This is a genomic window from Kibdelosporangium aridum, from assembly GCF_900176515.1.
Classification (GTDB): domain Bacteria; phylum Actinomycetota; class Actinomycetes; order Mycobacteriales; family Pseudonocardiaceae; genus Kibdelosporangium; species Kibdelosporangium aridum.
Map to the genome: position 1 here is coordinate 489,283 of NZ_FWXV01000007.1, position 17,622 is coordinate 506,904.

The 17,622-nt window shown below is 65.6% G+C and carries 15 protein-coding genes; 9 read left to right on the forward strand and 6 right to left on the reverse strand.

Annotated elements, in window-relative coordinates:
• Positions 1–89: 89 nt before the first annotated feature.
• Both B9C43_RS35830 and B9C43_RS35835 read left to right on the forward strand, forming a co-directional pair.
• On the forward strand, positions 90–1,751 hold the full coding sequence (locus B9C43_RS35830; protein ID WP_084431127.1) for a cellulose binding domain-containing protein: 1,662 nt from the start codon (positions 90–92) through the stop codon (positions 1,749–1,751).
• A gap of 78 nt (positions 1,752–1,829) precedes the next feature.
• On the forward strand, positions 1,830–2,459 hold the full coding sequence (locus tag B9C43_RS35835) for a maleylpyruvate isomerase family mycothiol-dependent enzyme (protein WP_051896789.1): 630 nt from the start codon (positions 1,830–1,832) through the stop codon (positions 2,457–2,459).
• Positions 2,460–2,485: 26 nt separating this feature from the next.
• Here the strand turns inward: B9C43_RS35835 and B9C43_RS35840 are convergent, their stop codons facing one another.
• A complete protein-coding gene (locus B9C43_RS35840; RefSeq protein ID WP_084431128.1) occupies positions 2,486–3,076 on the reverse strand; it encodes a helix-turn-helix domain-containing protein in 591 nt (196 codons plus the stop codon).
• Positions 3,077–3,143: 67 nt separating this feature from the next.
• Here B9C43_RS35840 and B9C43_RS35845 point away from each other — a divergent pair, with 67 nt between their 5' ends.
• Positions 3,144–3,752, forward strand: coding sequence for a class I SAM-dependent methyltransferase (locus tag B9C43_RS35845; protein WP_084431228.1), 609 nt, complete (start codon positions 3,144–3,146; stop codon positions 3,750–3,752).
• Here the strand turns inward: B9C43_RS35845 and B9C43_RS35850 are convergent.
• A complete protein-coding gene (locus tag B9C43_RS35850) occupies positions 3,741–4,766 on the reverse strand; it encodes a lytic polysaccharide monooxygenase auxiliary activity family 9 protein (protein WP_084431129.1) in 1,026 nt (341 codons plus the stop codon). The genes B9C43_RS35845 and B9C43_RS35850 overlap by 12 nt on opposite strands.
• Positions 4,767–4,903: 137 nt before the next feature.
• On the opposite strand from B9C43_RS35850, the gene B9C43_RS35855 reads away from it, so the two are divergent.
• Positions 4,904–6,589, forward strand: a complete 1,686-nt coding sequence (locus tag B9C43_RS35855) for a glycoside hydrolase family 6 protein (RefSeq protein WP_084431130.1) — start codon at positions 4,904–4,906, stop codon at positions 6,587–6,589.
• A 15-nt stretch (positions 6,590–6,604) separates the two neighbouring features.
• Positions 6,605–7,132, forward strand: coding sequence for a hypothetical protein (locus B9C43_RS35860; protein ID WP_033388574.1), 528 nt, complete (start codon positions 6,605–6,607; stop codon positions 7,130–7,132).
• A gap of 54 nt (positions 7,133–7,186) precedes the next feature.
• Here B9C43_RS35860 and B9C43_RS35865 read toward each other — a convergent pair whose 3' ends face one another.
• Complete coding sequence (locus B9C43_RS35865; protein WP_084431131.1) at positions 7,187–8,215, reverse strand: LacI family DNA-binding transcriptional regulator; 1,029 nt, start codon at positions 8,213–8,215, stop codon at positions 7,187–7,189.
• A gap of 167 nt (positions 8,216–8,382) precedes the next feature.
• Here B9C43_RS35865 and B9C43_RS35870 point away from each other — a divergent pair, with 167 nt between their 5' ends.
• The 4 genes from B9C43_RS35870 to B9C43_RS35885 are packed head-to-tail and all read left to right on the forward strand — an operon-like array spanning position 8,383 to position 12,763.
• Positions 8,383–9,672: an ABC transporter substrate-binding protein gene (locus tag B9C43_RS35870; RefSeq protein ID WP_033388585.1), complete on the forward strand. Its 1,290-nt coding sequence runs from the start codon at positions 8,383–8,385 to the stop codon at positions 9,670–9,672.
• Between the two features lie 2 nt (positions 9,673–9,674).
• Complete coding sequence (locus B9C43_RS35875) at positions 9,675–10,652, forward strand: carbohydrate ABC transporter permease (protein WP_084431132.1); 978 nt, start codon at positions 9,675–9,677, stop codon at positions 10,650–10,652.
• Positions 10,649–11,464 (forward strand): carbohydrate ABC transporter permease, encoded by an 816-nt coding sequence (locus B9C43_RS35880; RefSeq protein ID WP_084431133.1) that lies wholly within the window; start codon positions 10,649–10,651, stop codon positions 11,462–11,464. The genes B9C43_RS35875 and B9C43_RS35880 overlap by 4 nt, the downstream gene beginning before the upstream one ends.
• A 3-nt stretch (positions 11,465–11,467) precedes the next feature.
• Positions 11,468–12,763, forward strand: coding sequence for a GH1 family beta-glucosidase (locus tag B9C43_RS35885; protein ID WP_033388586.1), 1,296 nt, complete (start codon positions 11,468–11,470; stop codon positions 12,761–12,763).
• Positions 12,764–12,818: 55 nt separating this feature from the next.
• On the opposite strand, the gene B9C43_RS35890 is transcribed toward B9C43_RS35885, so the two are convergent.
• The 3 genes from B9C43_RS35890 to B9C43_RS35905 form a co-directional block, all read right to left on the reverse strand.
• Positions 12,819–15,716 carry a glycoside hydrolase family 48 protein gene (locus B9C43_RS35890; RefSeq protein WP_084431134.1) on the reverse strand — a complete coding sequence of 966 codons (2,898 nt, stop codon included), beginning with the start codon at positions 15,714–15,716 and terminating at the stop codon, positions 12,819–12,821.
• 396 nt (positions 15,717–16,112) lie between these two features.
• The gene (locus B9C43_RS35900; protein WP_084431136.1) at positions 16,113–16,982 is read right to left on the reverse strand and encodes a DUF4394 domain-containing protein; all 870 of its coding nucleotides are present in this window, start codon (positions 16,980–16,982) and stop codon (positions 16,113–16,115) included.
• Positions 16,983–17,052: 70 nt separating this feature from the next.
• On the reverse strand, positions 17,053–17,535 hold the full coding sequence (locus B9C43_RS35905) for a calcium-binding protein (RefSeq protein WP_051896793.1): 483 nt from the start codon (positions 17,533–17,535) through the stop codon (positions 17,053–17,055).
• Positions 17,536–17,622 lie beyond the last annotated feature (87 nt).

Consider the following 17,622-nt stretch of genomic DNA (forward strand, 5'->3'; position numbering starts at 1 on the left):
GGAAAGTTTCCTATCAGTATTGACCAGCTTCCCGCTGGCATGTCACGCTCGTCGTCAAACCGCCGCCCTGCACTCGGAGGTTTCCGCCCATGTCCCGTACCAGGGGCACGCTTCTGGTCACCGCGGCGGCGTTCACCGCCTTACTCGGTGTCACCCCTGCCGCACAGGCCGCGCCGCAACTCACGGCGAAATTCACCCAGACCTCGGTGTGGGACACCGGTTACGGCGCCACGTACACGATCGCCAACAGCGGTGACACCCCGTCGACGACCTGGACCGTCGAGTTCGATCTTCCCGCCGGGAGCACGGTCAGCAACTCGTGGAGTTCCACCAGGACCCAGACCGGCCAGCACTACAAGTTCACCAACGCCGCCCACAACGGCGACATCGCTCCTGGCGCAACCGAAAGCTTCGGCTTCAACGTCTCCGGCCTCGGCACTCCCCTGTCCTGCACGGTGAACGGCGCTCCCTGCGGCGCTGCGCCACCCGTCGACAGCCAGGCCCCGACCGTCCCCGGCAACCTCCGGTCGACGGGCGTGACGTCGAGTTCGGTGTCCTTGGGGTGGAACGCGTCCACCGACAACGTGGGCGTGACCGAGTACCAGGTCCTGCAAGCAAGCACTGTCGTGGCAACGTCAGCGACCACTTCGACGGCTGTCACCGGGCTCTCGGCCGACACCTCGTACACGTTCAGCGTCCGTGCACGGGATGCGGCCGGGAACACGTCCGCGGCAAGCTCTCCGATAACTGTCAGGACATCCTCGGGCGGCGGTGGCGGACCTGTTGTGGACGTCAGCACCGCGGCACAACTGCGAGCAGCTCTGGCCAATGCCACACCGGGACAGACGATCAAGCTCGCCGCGGGCATCTATCGCGGATCGTTCGTCACCCAGAAAGCCGGCACCGCGGCTCAGCCCATCACCCTGACCGGGCCACGCAACGCCGTCCTGATCAACGACGGACCGTCCGGTGAAGCACCCTCTTGCCCGGCACCGACCGCCGGCTGGGACTCCGGTTACGGGCTGTGGCTGTCCAACGCTCCTTATTGGAACCTCACCGGCTTCACTGTCGCGGAGTCCAAAAAGGGCATCGTGATCGACAATTCGCACCACGCCGTGGTCTCCAGCGTTCACGTGCACCACGTCGACGAAGAGGCCGTGCACTTCAGGAAGTCCTCCGCGGACAGCGTGATCCGGGACTCGCTGATCACCGACACCGGTCTGGTCCAGAAGGGCTACGGCGAGGGTGTGTACATCGGTTCGGCAGGCTCGAACTGGGCGTGCCACGGCAACAGCGGCGGCGTGGACAAGGCCGACCGGGTGCAGGTGCTCAACAACCAGATCGGCCCAAACGTCGCTGCGGAACCGATCGACGTCAAGGAGGGCACCGCCAACGGCGTGATCCGTGGCAACACCTTCAACGGCCAGGGCATCACCGGCCAGAACTCGGCCGACTCGTGGGTGGACGTCAAGGGAACCGGGTACCTCATCGAGAACAACACCGGCACGTTCACCACCCCCGGCGTCTTCGCCAACGGTTACGAAACCCACAACCCGAGCACAACGCCCTCGTTCGCCAACGGCTGCGGCAACACGTGGCGCAACAACAAGTCGGACCTCGGCGGCGTGGGCGAGTACGCCATCAAGATCACCTCGGTGTCGAAGTGCACCGCCAACCCCAATGTGGTGTACGGCTCCAACACCGCGACCGGCGCGACCAAGGGGCTCACCAACATTCCGGTGACGCCGTAGGACAGCGACGGCGCCTGGGCACCCAGGCGCCGTCAGTCCACGCTGGCGCCCGGCGCCGGCAAGAGTCACAATGTCCCGATGACGGGGCTAGCGGACCTGATCAAGTCGGAGCGACTCGAGCACATCGAGTTCCTCAAGACGCTGACGCCCGAAGAGTGGGCGACGCCTTCCTTGTGTTCCGGTTGGACAGTGCAAGAAGTCGCCGCGCACATCGCATGGGCCCCGGCAGCCTCGCCTTTGGAGACCATGAAGTTCATGGTGCGCAGCGGGTTGCGGGTGAACAAGGGCAACGCCGAAGCCGCGCGGCACTGGGCCCGCCGTGGCCCTGAGGCGATCCTCGCGCAGCTTCAGGTCACCGCCGAGAAAGGCCTGAAACCGCCTGGGGGTCCAGAGAAGGCCGCCTTGGCGGATGCGGTCGTGCACGCCATCGATATCCGTAAACCGCTCGGCAGACCGAAAGCGCTGAACCCTACGGCCTTTCCGATCGTCGCCGACTTCTTCGCCGCCTTGCGGTGGCCGTTGTCGATCATGATCTCCCGTCCGAGGCACCGTGGCGTGCGTCTGATCGCCACGGATCTCGACTGGTCACACGGCGCCGGCCCAGAAGTCCGTGGCACGGCCGAAGCCCTGCTCATGCTGCTCACCGGCAGACCGGTGACCGCGAGCGACTTCACCGGCCCCGGTGCCGAAACGCTGTCAGGCAAGTAGTTTCCGCGTGACGATCGTGCGAGCGCCTAGTACTCCCGTCGAGACTCCGCTGAACCGCCAAGGTGAACGCGTTCACCCTGCGGTCCGAAAAGGATCAGCAGTTCGACCGGCCGGTCGTCGTCGGGCATGAGGCTGTGCGGAGTGTGCGTGTCGAACTCAGCCACCTCGCCCGCCTTGAAGACGTGGTAGTGGTCGGAGAGCATCAAACGCAATCGGCCGTCCAGGACGTAGAGCCACTCGTAGCCCTCGTGTGTCTGCAACTCCGGCGTGTAGCTCTTCGGCCTCGGCGGAATGACCAGCTTGAACGCCTGGATCCCACCGGGCCGTTTGCTCAGCGGCACGAACGTCATGCCGAACCGCTTCACCGGCCGGAGGTGCACACGCGGATCACCGGTCGCGGGCGCCCCGACCAGCTCGTCGAGCGGTACGCCGTAAGCCCTGGCCAGTGGCAACAGCAGTTCGAGGTTGGGTCGCCTGCTGCCACTCTCCAGCCGGGAGAGGGTGCTCTGTGAGATACCCGTGGCCCGTGAGAGGTCCGCGAGCGTGATGTCACGCTGTTTGCGCAGGGTACGCAGCTTGGGACCGACGGCGTCCAGCACGTCACGCAGTTCGTCCATGCCCTAGAACTTGCCGGAACGGCATGAAACTTTGCAAGTCCAGCAAGCCGCCGGTCATGGTGTGACCATGACAAACGCCCGAGAGTTCTGGGAAAACCGCTACAACGGAAAGCGGCGCTGGAAGGGCACGCCCAACGCCCTTCTCGTCGAGACCGTCGCAGATCGAAAGCCTGGTCGCGCGCTGGATCTCGGCTGCGGGGAAGGTGGTGACGCGGTGTGGCTCGCCGGCAAGGGCTGGGAGGTGACAGCGGTCGACATCGCCGCGTCGGCCCTGCGCCACACCAGCGAACACGCCGAAGCCAACGGCGTCCACGTCACCACCGAGCAGCACGATCTCAGCGAGACGTTCCCCACTGGTCCGTTCGACCTGATCAACGCCCAGTACTTGCAGACGCCCTTCGACTTCGACCGGGCCGCCGCGTTCCGCAAGGCCGCGCACGCGCTGGCACCGGGCGGGCTGTTGCTGATCGTCGACCACGGGTCGCTGCACCCGTGGTCGTCGGCCGATCCGGACACGGTTTTCCCGACACCGCAGGAGATCTTCGACGAACTCGACCTTGATCCGTCACGGTGGCAACCCGAACGCCTCGCAACGCCGGAGCGCAAGGCCACCGGGCCGGGCGGACAGATCGCCACCGTGACGGACACAGTCATCGCGGTGCGATCACGGGCTTGAACACGTCAGTGCCCCACCAGGATCGCTGCCACCGGTCGTGTTGGCGGTCAGGCCGAACGTCGTTTGCCCGTTCACCGCGACGGATCTGTTCCCGTCGGTATTCCGCACTGTGACAGGTGATCCCGACCCGACGCGGACGCCGTTCCATACGCTGGTGACCGTCTGGCCAGCGGCGGTCGGCCACGAAACGGTCCAGTCGGACAACGTGGTCGACCCGGTGTTGCGGACGGTCACCTCGGCCTGGAAGCCGCCCGGCCAGGCATTCGTCACCCGGTAGGTCCCCGTGCACGCACCCGGGCTGCCGCCGGGCGGTCCACCCTCGCCGATGCCGGTGACCTCGCCGTTTCCGCCGTCGAAGACCACGTCGGAGCATCCGTAGAAGGTTTCCTTGCTGTCCGAGCGCTTCCACACCGAGTAGATGATGTGCTTGCCGCTCTTGCCTGACGGGAAGCGGCCGCGCCAGTTGTACTGGGCGTCGACCGAACCGACCTGGCCGGTCAGCGGCGGGTGGTCGACCGAGAGGAAAGGCTGGTCCTCGAGGTCGTTCCAGGTCAGCGGCCTGGTCGGGCTCCAGCTGTCCTTGGTGACGTACAGGTAGAACCAGCCGGGGTGCGCGGCCCAGGCGTTGTAGGCCCAGGCGAAGTCCGCGCCCGCGGTCAGGTGGGTCAGTGGCCAGTCGTCGCGGGGCAGGTTCCAGCCGTCGAAGGTCTGGTTGCCGCCGCTGCACAGCTGGCCGTCCGGGACGAACCCGCGGGTGCGGCCGTCGCCGTCGGAGCGCAGCACGCTGAACCAGTTGTACAGCGGGTTCGTCCCACTGACGCCCGCGGCGGCGGCGCAGGCGGGGTTGACCGGGACGATGTTGCCGTTCTGGGTCAGTCCGTCCTTCCAGCAGAAGTACGTCCGGCTACCGGGTTTGAGCATCGCACCGTGGGCAAGCGCGGGGGTGCCGCCGAGCACTATGACCACTGTGGACAGTGCCATGGCGATGGCGGCGAGCAGGGCGAGTCGCTTCATTGCGCTCCTCCGTGAACGCCTTCTGGGAGCGTTCCCAGAATCTGGCTACGCCAAGTCCTTGTCAAGGTGCGGAGTGTGAGGCTACGGTCGATTGGGAGCGCTCCCAGAATCTGGCTCTGCACGCAAGGAGGCGATGCATGAGGCTCCACGCAGCACTGGCCGTCTCAGCCCTGCTAGCTGCGACAACAGTCGCCGCTCTGGCCGCACCGGCTGCGAACGCGGCGCCCGGTTGCAAAGTCGAATACAGCATCACCAACCAGTGGAACACTGGATTCGGCGCGACCGTGGCGATCACCAATCTCGGCGATCCGATCACCGGCGGATGGACCCTCGAATGGGACTTCCCCGGAAACCAGCAGGTCCAACAGGGCTGGAACGCCCAGTTCGGGCAGCAAGCCACCAAGGTGACCGTCCGCAACCCGAGTTGGAACGGCTCCTTGGCGACGGGCGCGAGCGTCTCGCCGGGCTTCAACGGGACCTTCTCGGGTACCAACGACAAGCCGACCTCGTTCAAGCTGAACGGGGTCACATGCGACGGCACCACACCACCGCCGACCGACCCGCCACCAGGGTCCAAGGTGGACAATCCTTATGTCGGCGCCGGGGTGTACGTGAACCCTGACTGGGCAGCGAAGGCATCGGCGGAACCCGGCGGAAGCGCGATCGCCAACCAGCCGACCGCGGTCTGGCTCGACCGCATCGCCGCGATCAACGGCACGGCGACCGCCCGTGGCCTGCGGGCCCACCTGGACGAAGCGGTCCGGCAGGCTGCCGGAAATCCGTACGTGATCCAGCTGGTGATCTACAACCTGCCCGGCCGGGACTGCTCGGCACTGGCGTCCAACGGCGAGCTCAAGGCCGATGAGCTGCCGAAGTACAAGGCCGAGTACATCGACCCGATCGCGGCGATCCTGGCTGACACGAAGTACTCCGCGTTGCGGATCGTGACCGTGATCGAGATCGACTCGCTGCCCAACCTGATCACCAACGTCACGCCGCGGCCGACCGCCACCCCGCAGTGCGACACGATGAAAGCCAACGGCAACTACGTCAACGGTGTCGGATACGCGCTGGCCAAACTGGGTGCGATCCCGAACGTCTACAACTACATCGACGCGGGCCACCACGGCTGGCTGGGCTGGGACGACAACTTCACGCCCTCAGCGCAGATCATGGCCCAGGCCGCCAGGGCCTCCGGCAGCACGGTGAACAACGTGCACGGCTTCATCGCCAACACCGCCAACTACGGCATCCTGAAGGAGCAGTTCTACACGATCAACGACTCCATCAACGGTACCTCGGTGCGGCAGTCGAAGTGGGTGGACTGGAACCGCTACGTCGATGAAGTGTCCTTCGCCAAGGCATTCCGTGAGGAAACTGTGCGAGCCGGTTTCCCGTCGGGCGTCGGCATGCTGATCGACACCTCCCGAAACGGCTGGGGCGGCTCGGCGCGACCGACCGGTCCTGGCCCACGGGACACTGTGGACACGTACGTCAACGGGGGCAAGCTGGACCGCCGGATCCACCTCGGCAACTGGTGCAACCAGGCCGGGGCTGGCATCGGTGAGCGCCCGAAGGCCGCGCCGGAGGCCGGCATCGACGCCTACGTGTGGATCAAGCCGCCGGGCGAGTCCGACGGCTCCAGCAAGGAGATCCCGAACAACGAAGGCAAGGGCTTCGACCGGATGTGCGACCCGACGTACACCGGAAACCCGCGCAACAACAACAACATGAGCGGCGCACGGCCGGACGCGCCACTGTCCGGGCACTGGTACCCAGCCCAGTTCCAGGAGTTGCTGCGCAACGCCTATCCGCCGCTGTAAAGGAAGGAACCACCTATGCCTGGCCGAGCCCTGGTCGGACTGTTGCTGCTGGCATTGACGGCATGCTCACCGCAACAACCACCACCCGACCAAGGGCTCGGTCAGCCCATTACGTCCATCGACGACCTCGCGTCCTTGGTCAAGGAGCGCGCAGGCGGCTGCCGGAATGTCCAGACCGGGACTCCGCAGGAGTTCAGGCAGTTCGTGGGCACGCTGTTCGCGGACATGTACCAGCCGTACGTCACCGAATGGGCGACTTGCTCGGTATCAGCGGACTTTCCCCGAGTGGGCCTGGTCCTGTTCAAGGACTTCAAGGAATTTCAGGCGTCATGGCGGGACGCGATGACCGCCGGCCGCGTCAGCGACAGTCCGCAGTTCAGCTTCGGAAACGGATACGCGGTGACGCAGGGCTATCTGGGCACGGCCAAGCTGGGGCTGTTCTACCTGCGGTGCAACTACAACGACCCCAAGGTCCACCAGATCCCAGCGGACGTCGAGGGCTGCGTGTTCGCCAATCCCGAGCACCGCGGCCACGGCCACTAGTAGTTGCGGCCGGAGGTTCGTCGGGGGTACCGGCGGAACTTCCGGCCGTGACCACTAGGCCGACTGCCGCGTCGTCAACGACACGGGAAGCACCAGCCGCGGCACGGCGGGCTCTTGTCCGGTCTGCAGTTGCAGCAGCATCCGGATCATCTCGCCAACCTGCTCGGCCGGGTCCTGGTGCACGGACGTCAACGGCGGATCCAGCGTCGGCGCCAGGCGCGGGTTGTCGTCGAAGCCGACGACCGCGACATCGTCCGGGACGCGCCTTCCCGCCGACCGCAAAGCCCTGATCGCCCCTGCCGCCATCGGGTCGCTGGCGGCGAACACCGCGTCCAGGTCGGGCACGCGGTCGAGCAGTCGTTGCATGGCGACGTCCCCGCCATGCTGGGTGAAATCGGCCGGTTCGGACATACCGGTCGGATCGATCCCGGCCGCGGTAAGGGTTTCCTGCCATCCCGCGAGACGGTCCCGTGCTGAGCGCTGGTCCTGCGGCCCGGACACGGTGACAATCCGACGACGCCCTTGGGAGAGCAGATGCTCGACAGCCAGGCACGCACCGGACTTGTTGTCGTAGTCCACTGTGTACAGGCCTTTGCCGTTGGTCACCGAGGAACCACCGAACACCACCGGAACCCGCAGCAGACGCAAGGCCGTGGCCAGCGGGTCGCCGATGTGCGGTGCGAAGACCAGTACACCGTCGACGTGACCACCGTCAAGGAACTTCATGGTTCGGGGGATGTCGTCCCGATTGTCCACGAACATCACGAGCATCTGGCTGCCCCGGTTGGCCAGGTCCCGGAACGCCGCGCGCATCACGATCAGGTAGTACGGGTCGTCCAGCACCATCGACTCGGGCTCGGACAACAGCAGCGCGACCGCGCCGGTGCGCTTGGTGACCAGCGACCGAGCCGCCTGGTTCGGCGAGTACCCCAGGTCACGAGCGGCCGCGAGGACTTTCTCCCGGGCTTGCGGACTGACGTAGGTCTCCTCGTTCAACGCGCGCGATGCCGTCGAACGGGACACGCCCGCGTACGCGGCGACGTCCTCCAACGTCGGTCGCCCACCCTGGTCCGGTACCGCCACTCCATGCCTCCCTGGTCCCGCGTGACGACCAGCCTATGGCCAACCCGCCCCGGATCGCCATGGGAGCGCTCTCGGGTGCCTCGGCCTTGACATCAAGCGTGGCAAGAGCCACACTCGCCACACGTCTGGGAGCGCTCCCAGAACTGCCGTCCAATGAGGGGCACGAAGTGCGAAGAATTCTCACCAGCGCCGCGGCCTTAGCACTGTTAGCCGGCGCGACCGCGTGTGGCGGGTCCAGTGAAACACCGTCCGGCCAAGGCCAGCCGAGTGCGAGCGGCCCGATCGAGCTGACGATCGCCACGTTCACCGAGTTCGGCTACGAAGACCTGATCAAGGAATACGAGGCCGCGCACCCGGGCATGAAGATCACCCACCGGAAGACCGGCCAGGGTGGTCCCTACCACCAGGACATGCTCACCAAGCTGAGCGCGGGCTCCGGTCTCGCTGACGTCCAGGCCCTGGAAGAGGGCCATATCTCGACGTTCATCGACAAGGCCGACAAGTTCAACGACCTGAGCGAGATCGGTCCGAAGGACCTGCAGTCCCGTTGGCTGCCGTGGAAGTACGACGCGGGCAAGGCCAAGGACGGCAAGCTGATCGGTTACGGCACCGACATCGGCCCACTCGCCATGTGCGTGCGCACCGACCTGCTGCAGGCGGCCAACATGCCGACCGAGCCGGCGAAGCTCAAGGAAATGCTGGCCACGTGGGACTCGTACTTCGCAGCGGGCGACCAGTACACCAAGGCCACCGGCAAGGCGTGGTTCGACTCGTCATCGCAGATCTTCAACGCGATGGTCAACCAGCTGGACACCGGCTACATCAACCGGGACGACAGCCTGGCGATCGAGTCCAACCCCAAGATCAAGGAGAGCTGGGACAAGGTGACCGCGGCGGCCAAGCGTGGCCAGACCGCGAAGCTGACCGCGTTCTCCAACGAGTGGAACAGCGGGTTCAAGCAGGGGGCGTTCGCCACGAAGACCTGCCCGTCCTGGATGCTCGGCGTGATCAAGCAGCAGGCAGGCCCGGAGAACGCGGGCAAGTGGGCGGTCGTGGAGGCATTCCCGGAGGGCGGGGGCAACTGGGGCGGCTCGTATCTGACCGTGCCCAAGCAGAGCAAGCACCCGAAGGAAGCCGCTGAGCTCGCGGCGTGGCTGACCGCGCCGGAGCAGCAGCTCAAGGCGTTCAAGACGACCGGCAACTTCCCGAGCCAGGTCAAGGCGATGGAGTCGAGCGAGCTGCTGTCGTTCACCAACGAGTACTTCGGTGCCACGAAGGTCGGTGAGCTGTTCGCCAACCAGGCGAAGAAGGTCACCAAGGCGCAGTACAAGGGCCCGCGGGACGGGCAGATCCAGGAGAACGTGACCAGCCCGGCGCTGGCGGCGGTCGAACAGGGTGCTTCGCCGGAGGACGGCTGGAAGCAGGCGGTCGACGGCGCGAAGAAGCTGGTCAGGTAGCGATGTCACAGACGACGGCGCGATCCTCAGCACCGTCCACAGCAGACATCGCGGTCGTCCCGCCACGGCGTCCTTCGCCGTGGCGGGACCGGCTTGCGCGGTTGGACGTCAAAGCATCGCCCTATCTCTACATCGCGCCGTTCTTCGTGGTGTTCGGCGTTGTCGGGCTCTTCCCGTTGCTGTACACGGGTTACGTCTCGATGTTCAACTGGGAGCTCGGTGACGACGACCCGTCGTTCATCGGGATGGACAACTACGTCGAGCTGTTCGGCGACGACCAGTTCTACCGGACGCTCGTCAACACCGTCAGCATCTTCCTGCTGTCCAGCGGGCCGCAGATCGTGATCGCGGTTCTGCTGGCGGCGTTGCTGAACTCGCGGCTGCGGATGCCGACCGCCTGGCGCGTGGGCGTTCTGCTGCCGTACGCGGCTTCGCTGGTCGCGATCGGGATCATCTTCGCGAACCTGTTCGGCCCGAACTACGGCTTGGTCAACTCCCTGTTCGAGCTGTTCGGCCTCGACCGGATCGACTGGCAGGCCAACAGATTCGCCAGCCACATCGCCATCGCGATCATGGTCAACTGGCGGTGGACCGGGTACAACGCGCTGATCATCCTGGCCGCGATGAAGGCCATTCCGCGAGAGATCTACGAGGCGGCCGTGGTGGACGGCGCGTCGCCGGTCCGGCGGTTCTTCTCGATCACACTGCCGCTGCTGCGGCCGACGCTGATCTTCGTCGTGGTCACGTCGACCATCGGTGGCCTGCAGATCTTCACCGAACCCAAGCTGTTCGACGCCATGCCCGGCTCGAACAACGGCGGTTCGACGAACCAGTTCCAGACGGTGACGCTGTACATGTACCAAACCGCCTTCGAAAGCCAGCACTTCGGTTACGCGTCGGCGATGGCGTGGGTGCTGTTCCTGGTGATCCTGGTGATCGCCTCGCTGAACTTCCTGCTGACCAGGCGGTTGGCACGATGAAACGAGCGGGGTTCTGGATATACGGGCTGCTGGCCGCCTTCGTACTGGGCTCGGCGTTTCCGTTCTACTGGTCGTACCTGGTCGCCAGCCGCGACAGCGGGATGCTCACCGACCGGCTGCCGCCGCTGATACCCGGCGGCAACTTCTGGGCCAACGCGCAGCGCGTATTCGACTCGGTGGAGTTCTGGAAAGCGCTGGTCAACAGCGTGATCGTGGCAGGGTCGGTGACGCTGTCCACGGTGTTCTTCTCGACGCTGGCCGGGTTCGCCTTCGCCAAACTCCGGTTCCGCGGGCGCGATCCACTGTTCCTGTTCATCGTCGCGACCCTGGCCGTGCCGACTCAGCTCGGCATCATCCCGCTGTACATGTCCATGGCCGACTTCGGCTGGGTCGGCGGGTTGTGGGCGGTGATGGTGCCCAACCTGGTCACCGCGCTCGGCGTGTTCTGGATGCGGCAGTACACAGTGGACGCTGTGCCGTTCGAACTCGTCGAGGCGGCACGGATGGACGGCTGCAGCATGATCCGGGTGTACTGGCACGTCTGCCTGCCCGCGGTCCGGCCGGCCGCGGCGTTCCTCGGCATGTTCACGTTCATGACGGCGTGGAACGACTTCCTGTGGCCGCTGGTCGTGCTGGACGCAGGCAACCCGACGGTCCAGGTGGCGCTGGAGAAGCTGCAAAGCGGTTACTACATTGACTATTCGTTGGTGCTCGCCGGCACGACGCTGGCGACCATCCCGATCCTGATCGTTTTCGTCGCGCTCGGCAGGCAGATCGTCGCCGGGATCATGCAGGGTGCCGTGAAGGGATGAACCGTGACGTTTCCTGACGGATTCGTATGGGGTGCCGCGACCGCGGCGTTCCAGATCGAGGGAGCCACCACCTCCGACGGCCGGGTGCCGTCCATTTGGGACACCTTCTGCCATGTGCCCGGGGCTGTGCACAACGGCGACACCGGTGACGTGGCAGCTGACCACTATCGGCTGATGGAACAGGACGTCCGCATGATGGCCGACCTCGGCCTGCAGGCGTACCGGTTCTCCATCGCGTGGCCGAGGATGGGTGACCTGAGCTTCTACGACCGGCTCGTGGACACGCTGCTTGCCTACGACATCCAGCCGTGGGCGACGCTGTACCACTGGGATCTCCCCCAGTCATTGGAGGAGACAGGCGGCTGGGCGAACCGTGACACGGCCTATCACTTCGGCGAGTACGCCGAGACGGTCGCGAGGCTGCTGGGCGATCGGGTTCCGAGCTGGATCACGCTCAACGAACCGTGGTGCTCGGCTTTCCTCGGTTACGCCTCCGGCATCCACGCGCCTGGCCGCACCGAACCGAACGCGGCGATCGCCGCTGCCCACCACCTGTTGCTGGGCCACGGGATCGCGATGCACGCGATCCGGTCGTTCTCCCCCAAGGCACAAGCCGGGATCACGCTCAACCTGTTCCCCGTGCACGCCGACGACCCCGCGGACGACGCAGTCAGGCGGATCGACGGCCTGCAGAACCGGATCTTCCTCGACCCGGTCGTCCACGGGTCGTATCCCGAGGACCTGCTGACGGACCTCGCGCCTTACGGCCTGTCGGAGACGATCAAACCGGGCGACCTCGGCTTGATCCGTCAGCCGCTGGACATGTTGGGCATCAACTACTACCGCGATCTGTACGTGCGGTCGGGTACCGAGGCTCAGCTGCCGTCGCCGTGGGTCGGCTCGGAACACGTCGAGTTCCCCGACCGCGGGTTGCCACAGACCGACAGCGGCTGGGACATCGTCCCTGGCGGGTTGACCGACCTGCTGGTTCGGCTGCACAACGACTACCCGGGACTTCCGTTGTACATCACGGAGAACGGCGCGGCCTTCCCCGGTATCGACGACACCAACCGGGTGTCGTTCCTGGATGCCCATCTGCGGGCCGCGCTTGACGCCATCCGCCAGGGTGTGGACCTGCGCGGGTATTTCCTGTGGTCGCTCGTGGACAACTTCGAGTGGGCCGAGGGCTACGCCAAGCGCTTCGGCATGGTCCACGTCGACTTCGACACCCAGGTCCGCACCGCGAAGACAAGCGCCCACTGGTACGCCCAGGTCATCTCCAGCAACACCCTGCCGTAGCCAGACACAAAAAAGCTGGGCGGGCCGCGGGCCCGCCCAGCTTTTTTGTGTTCTTCTAGCCGAAGAGTTGGAAGTGCAACGAGAACGCCGTCGCTATCTCGGCTTGTGCCCAGAACCTGTGGTACGTGAACGTCGGCACGGCTCCACCGTCCAGGTAGGACTGCACCTTGGCCCACTGTTGGTCGGAGCGGTAGAAGGACCGGATCGACAGGAACGTGCTGTTCTGGTCGATCGTGTCGCCGTTCGGCATCTTGCCGGTCCAGCCCGGCGGGACGTACACGCCTTCACCGGTGGACGAGTTGTACTTGTCGTCGAACCGGTTGTAGTCCGCACGGGTCTCCGGCGTGGCGATGCCCACCGCGTCGGCGTGCTGGAGCAGGGAGTTCAGCAGGGCTTCGCCGGTGGTCTTCGCGGCTGCGTCGCCTGACCTGGCCGCGTAGTTGAGCAGGACCTTGGCGTACGAGGCCGCGACACCGACATCCTTGCTGTGGTTGAGCACGCGCACGTGCAAGCCCGCGTTGCCGCCAGGACTGCTCGGGTTCCACGTATCCGGTGCGCCCGTCCACTGCATGTCGTTCGGAATCTGGAAGTTCGCGCCGGTCGTGGTGTTCGCGATCGCCCACGGGACCCACTTGTCCAGGATCTTCTTGGCCCTCGCGTCGCCGGTGATCTGGTAGTACGACGCGACTCGCTCGAGACCCCAGACCTGGAAGCCGAACCAGCGGTTGCTTGGCGGGTCGTGCCAGACCGGCTGCCAGTCGTAGAACATCCCGTAGAACGTCGGCGAACCCGCGGGCGGGGTGCCGTACTGGCCCTCCCAGCTGTTGGTCGCACCGCCTGCGATACCACCTTCGCTGGACTGCAGCCACTGCAGGAACTCCAGCTGCCGGTCGAGGCTCTTGGCCCAGTCCGCGGCGCCAGTCGCCGAGGTCGGCTTCAACGCCGGGTCGTTCGCCAAAGCGTATGCCGCCAACGGGTTCTGGTAGCCCTGGTGGTTGGCGCCGTCACCGATGCGCCATGCCCAGCCTGCTGAGGTGTCGGTCGCACCGCCCCAGGCGTAGTACCAGGACATCAGGTAGTGCGCACTGTCCTTGCCCGTCGCGCCGGGGCAACTCGACGGGCTGGTGCAGTTGCCGATCCGCTTGAAGTACTTGTCGAACATGGCGTACCGCAGGTAGTCGCCCATCTTCGACGCCTTCTTCACGACCGCGCTCACATCGCCGCCCTTGCCTTGCGCAGCAGCCCACCGCTGTGCAAGGAATGCCACCTGGACGGCTCGCGCGTCCGCGTCGGGAGCGTTGGTGTACTTCCATTGCCTGGCGTACGAGGCGTCCTTTGTGAACAGATCGAGATATCCGTTGGGGCCGCCGTGTTTGAACGTGTCACACGAAGGCTGTGGGATCGTCTCGAACACCGACTCGGACGAACCGCGCTGGTAGGTGTTGATGTACGCGGGCGCGGTCGTCCCGTCGCCGCAACGGCCGAACTTGTAGGTGTTGTCGACATCCAGCAGCCAGTGCATGCCGTAGATGTCGTCGCTGCCGTACGCGGCTTTGAGTTCGGCTGCGATCGGGTCTTGGCCGACGGGGATGTTGCCGTCCAGTACCGCCGGATACCGGTCCATTCTGGGGTGTTCCGGTGCGTAGGTCGCTGGATCGGCCGGGTTGTACTTGTTGTTCGTCGGCTGGTCGGCAGTCGACGGGATGATGTACTTCTCGAGGGACGCCCATGCCGCGTTGAACGGCGCCCAGTCGCCCTGGATCTGACCGTAGGCCGCTTCCAGCCAGAGGTAGTAGCTGAAGGCCTCCGAGGTCGTCTGGTGGCCGTGATCCGGGGCCTCGACCAGAAGCGTCTCAATGGAGTGGTACGGCACGAGAAGATCGCCGAACTTGCGGAAGTAGCCGCTGTTCGGGTCCTTGATCTTGTTGTACTGAGTCAGGAACGCCGTCTTGAACTCCGGTGTCGACGCGTCCAGCTCAGTTGCCGTGAACGTCGCCGCCGTGTAGCCCGTGGCGCTGGCCGTGAAAGTCGCACTGGCCAGGGCTCCACCGTTCGCGGCCGAGGTGATCGTGACCGGCTTCGGCGTGTTCCAGTCGGTGGTCGAGAAGGTGAGTTCTGTCGGGCTTGCGGTGAGATCCGCGCTGCCCGTTCTGGTTATGGTCGCTGTGACTGGGCCTGTCGGCTGTGTTGCCAGTGTCACGTCCACTGTGGTCGACGTGCCCTGGCGGAGGTTCACCGTGCTCGGAGTGGCCAGGATCGTTGGGGCACTGAGGACTCTGACCGCCACGGGGCTGGAGATCGTGGACGCGCCTTTGTCGTCGTATGCCCTGGCCGTGACCGAGTGCTGGCCCGGCGCCGCGCCCGTCCAGCTGTGCTGATATGGACTGCTCGTGTCAGTTTCGAGCAGGGTTGTTCCCGCGTAGAACTCGACTCTGCTGATGGTCCCGTCGGCGTCGGTTGCCGTCGCCGCCAACGGAATCGCCGCTTGTGCCGGGTGGCTCGAGTTGTCCGCCGGACTGGTCAACTGGACCGCGGGTGCCCGGTTGGGGCCCACGCAGGCTGTTCCGTTGACCGCGAAGTCCGTTGGCGCGCGGTTGGCCGCGGATTTGCTGCCGTTGAACCCGAACTGCACTTGCCCGCCTGCCGCGACAGCCCGGTTGTACGGGGCGTTGCGGACCGACACGGCAGGGCCATTGAGGTTCGGGGTCGCCTGCCACAGCTGGGTGATGCGTTGGTTGTCCGGGAACGTCCAGGTCAGGTCCCAGCCGTCGATCTGGTCGGTGCCGACGTTCTTGATGGTCACGGCCGCACCGAAGCCGGTGTTCCATTCATTCGTGACGCTGTATTCGACTGTGCAGGACACGGCCGCCGCGGCGGGCTGCGCGGCGACCGTCATAGTCGCCGCCATCAGCCCTACCGCAACTAAGGCGGGCAGGGCGCGTCTGCGTCTCATGGGTCGTCCTCCTCCGGCCTTCGTTGGCAACTGGGAGCGCTCCCAGACGACTGTAACGGTCACGAAACCATCTGGGAAGCCCGCCGCCGGTCAGACGCGTTGGCGAACGGCCTGAGCACCGTGCTGGGAGTACGTCCTAGCCGAGGAGGCCGCGGCCTGTTCCCGGTTCTTGTCGCATCTCGACAGTGGACACCGTGTCCACCTTTGCAGCACGGTGAGTCTCACGTTCCGGCACCACGAAATCCCGGCCTACGTGCATGCCGGGGAATTTCATGGTGCGGGAATGGTGGACACGCGGTGCTGCGAAGGTGGACACGGTGTCGTACATGGGTGAACCTGTCCCTGGCGGGGACGACTGGGTTCGCCAGGGACAGGCTCGGCCGGTGGTGATCTGTCTCAGTTGGTGTCGAGTGCTACCGCGATGTCGGTGACCGGCAGGCCGGGCAACGGGAAGTCGCCGACCTTGGTCGCGGCTCCGGTCAGGATCTCCACGGTGTAGAGCGACCCGAAGGTGTTGCCGGTCATCTGGCCGACCAGGAACGCCGTGTTCGTCATCGTCTTGCCGCCGTTGAGGTCACTGTAGATGTCGTAGCCGGTGTCCAGGTTGAACGGAACCCCGAGTTTCCCGATCGGGGTCAGCGCTCCGTCGTTGGGCGGCAGCTGCAGGACTTCCTGGTCGTTCTTCGTGTCGATGTCGAACAGCAGGGTCTGGGTGTCGCCGTTCAGGTCGTTGTTCGTGTACGCCACCGCCGACACCCCGGTCAGCGACAGCGGCATGTCCTGGTTCGTAACGCCGCCGATCACGTCGTGGCGGAGGTTCTGCCCTGTGTCACTGACGATCCGCAGACGGTCGGCGACCGGGTTGAAGTCGACGCCGAACGCGTTGCCTTGCAACGCGTACTGCAGCTGCGACACCCTCTTCAGCGTCGGCGGGTTGGGGTCGCCTGAGCTGGTCGGCAGGGTGACCGTGTAGATGCCGTTGTAGTTGCCGACCGCGTACAGCTTTCCGTCCTGCGGGCGGTAGTCCACGCCGACCACCGCTGTGTCGTTCCCGGTCAGACCGGCGATCTGCCGCACCCAGTCCAGTTGTCCCGGATTGTTCGTCTTGAACGCGCACATCACTGTGCCTTGGGACAGAATTCCGAACGCCTGCAAGCTGGGCACCGACGCCGCGGTGCTGCTCGCGGGCAGTCCGACCGCCACAGCGGCCGCGGCGGCGACCGCGACGGCCGCCGCCGCTGCGCGCTTTCCGATTCGCAAACCCATGTCTTTCCCCTCATCGTGCTCCATCGGGCCGCTTGAAGCTATTCGGGGCGACTGGACATGGGCTGAACGATCAGGGCAGTTCGCAGTTGTAGACGATTTCCGCGACGCACCGGTCGATGCCTGGACCACCGTCCACTGTGTCATGACCGGGGCCGCCGACAAGTGTGTCGTTGCCGTCGTCGCCGTGCAGCACGTCGTTCCCCATTCCGCCGGTGATGTGGTCATTGCCCTGTCCGCCGAGCACCCCGGCCCGGCCTGGCGAGTACTCGACAGGGTTACTGTGCGCGAACACGTCCGCGCCCGCACCGAGGCAGGCGACCACCCGGTTCGGGCTCGCTTCGGAGAAAATGAAGTCGTCACCCTCTCTTGCGTCCACCACGTCCGCTGGCCCGGTCCAATAGACGTCGTCACCCTCCGTGCCCGTCCAGCGAACCGAGAACGGCACTCCGGTCACCGGGTCGAGGCACGTGCTCGGCGTCATCTCGGCGGTGGCGGTCGGTGTCGCAAGCGTCGCCACAGCCACAGCGGCGATCAGGACGAACGAAAGTTTCACTAAATTCTCCTCCTCCAAATGGCGGCATGGCATTTCTCGTCCCCCTTGCCACACCAGCGGCGCCCTCATAACGTCGCCACCACAGAT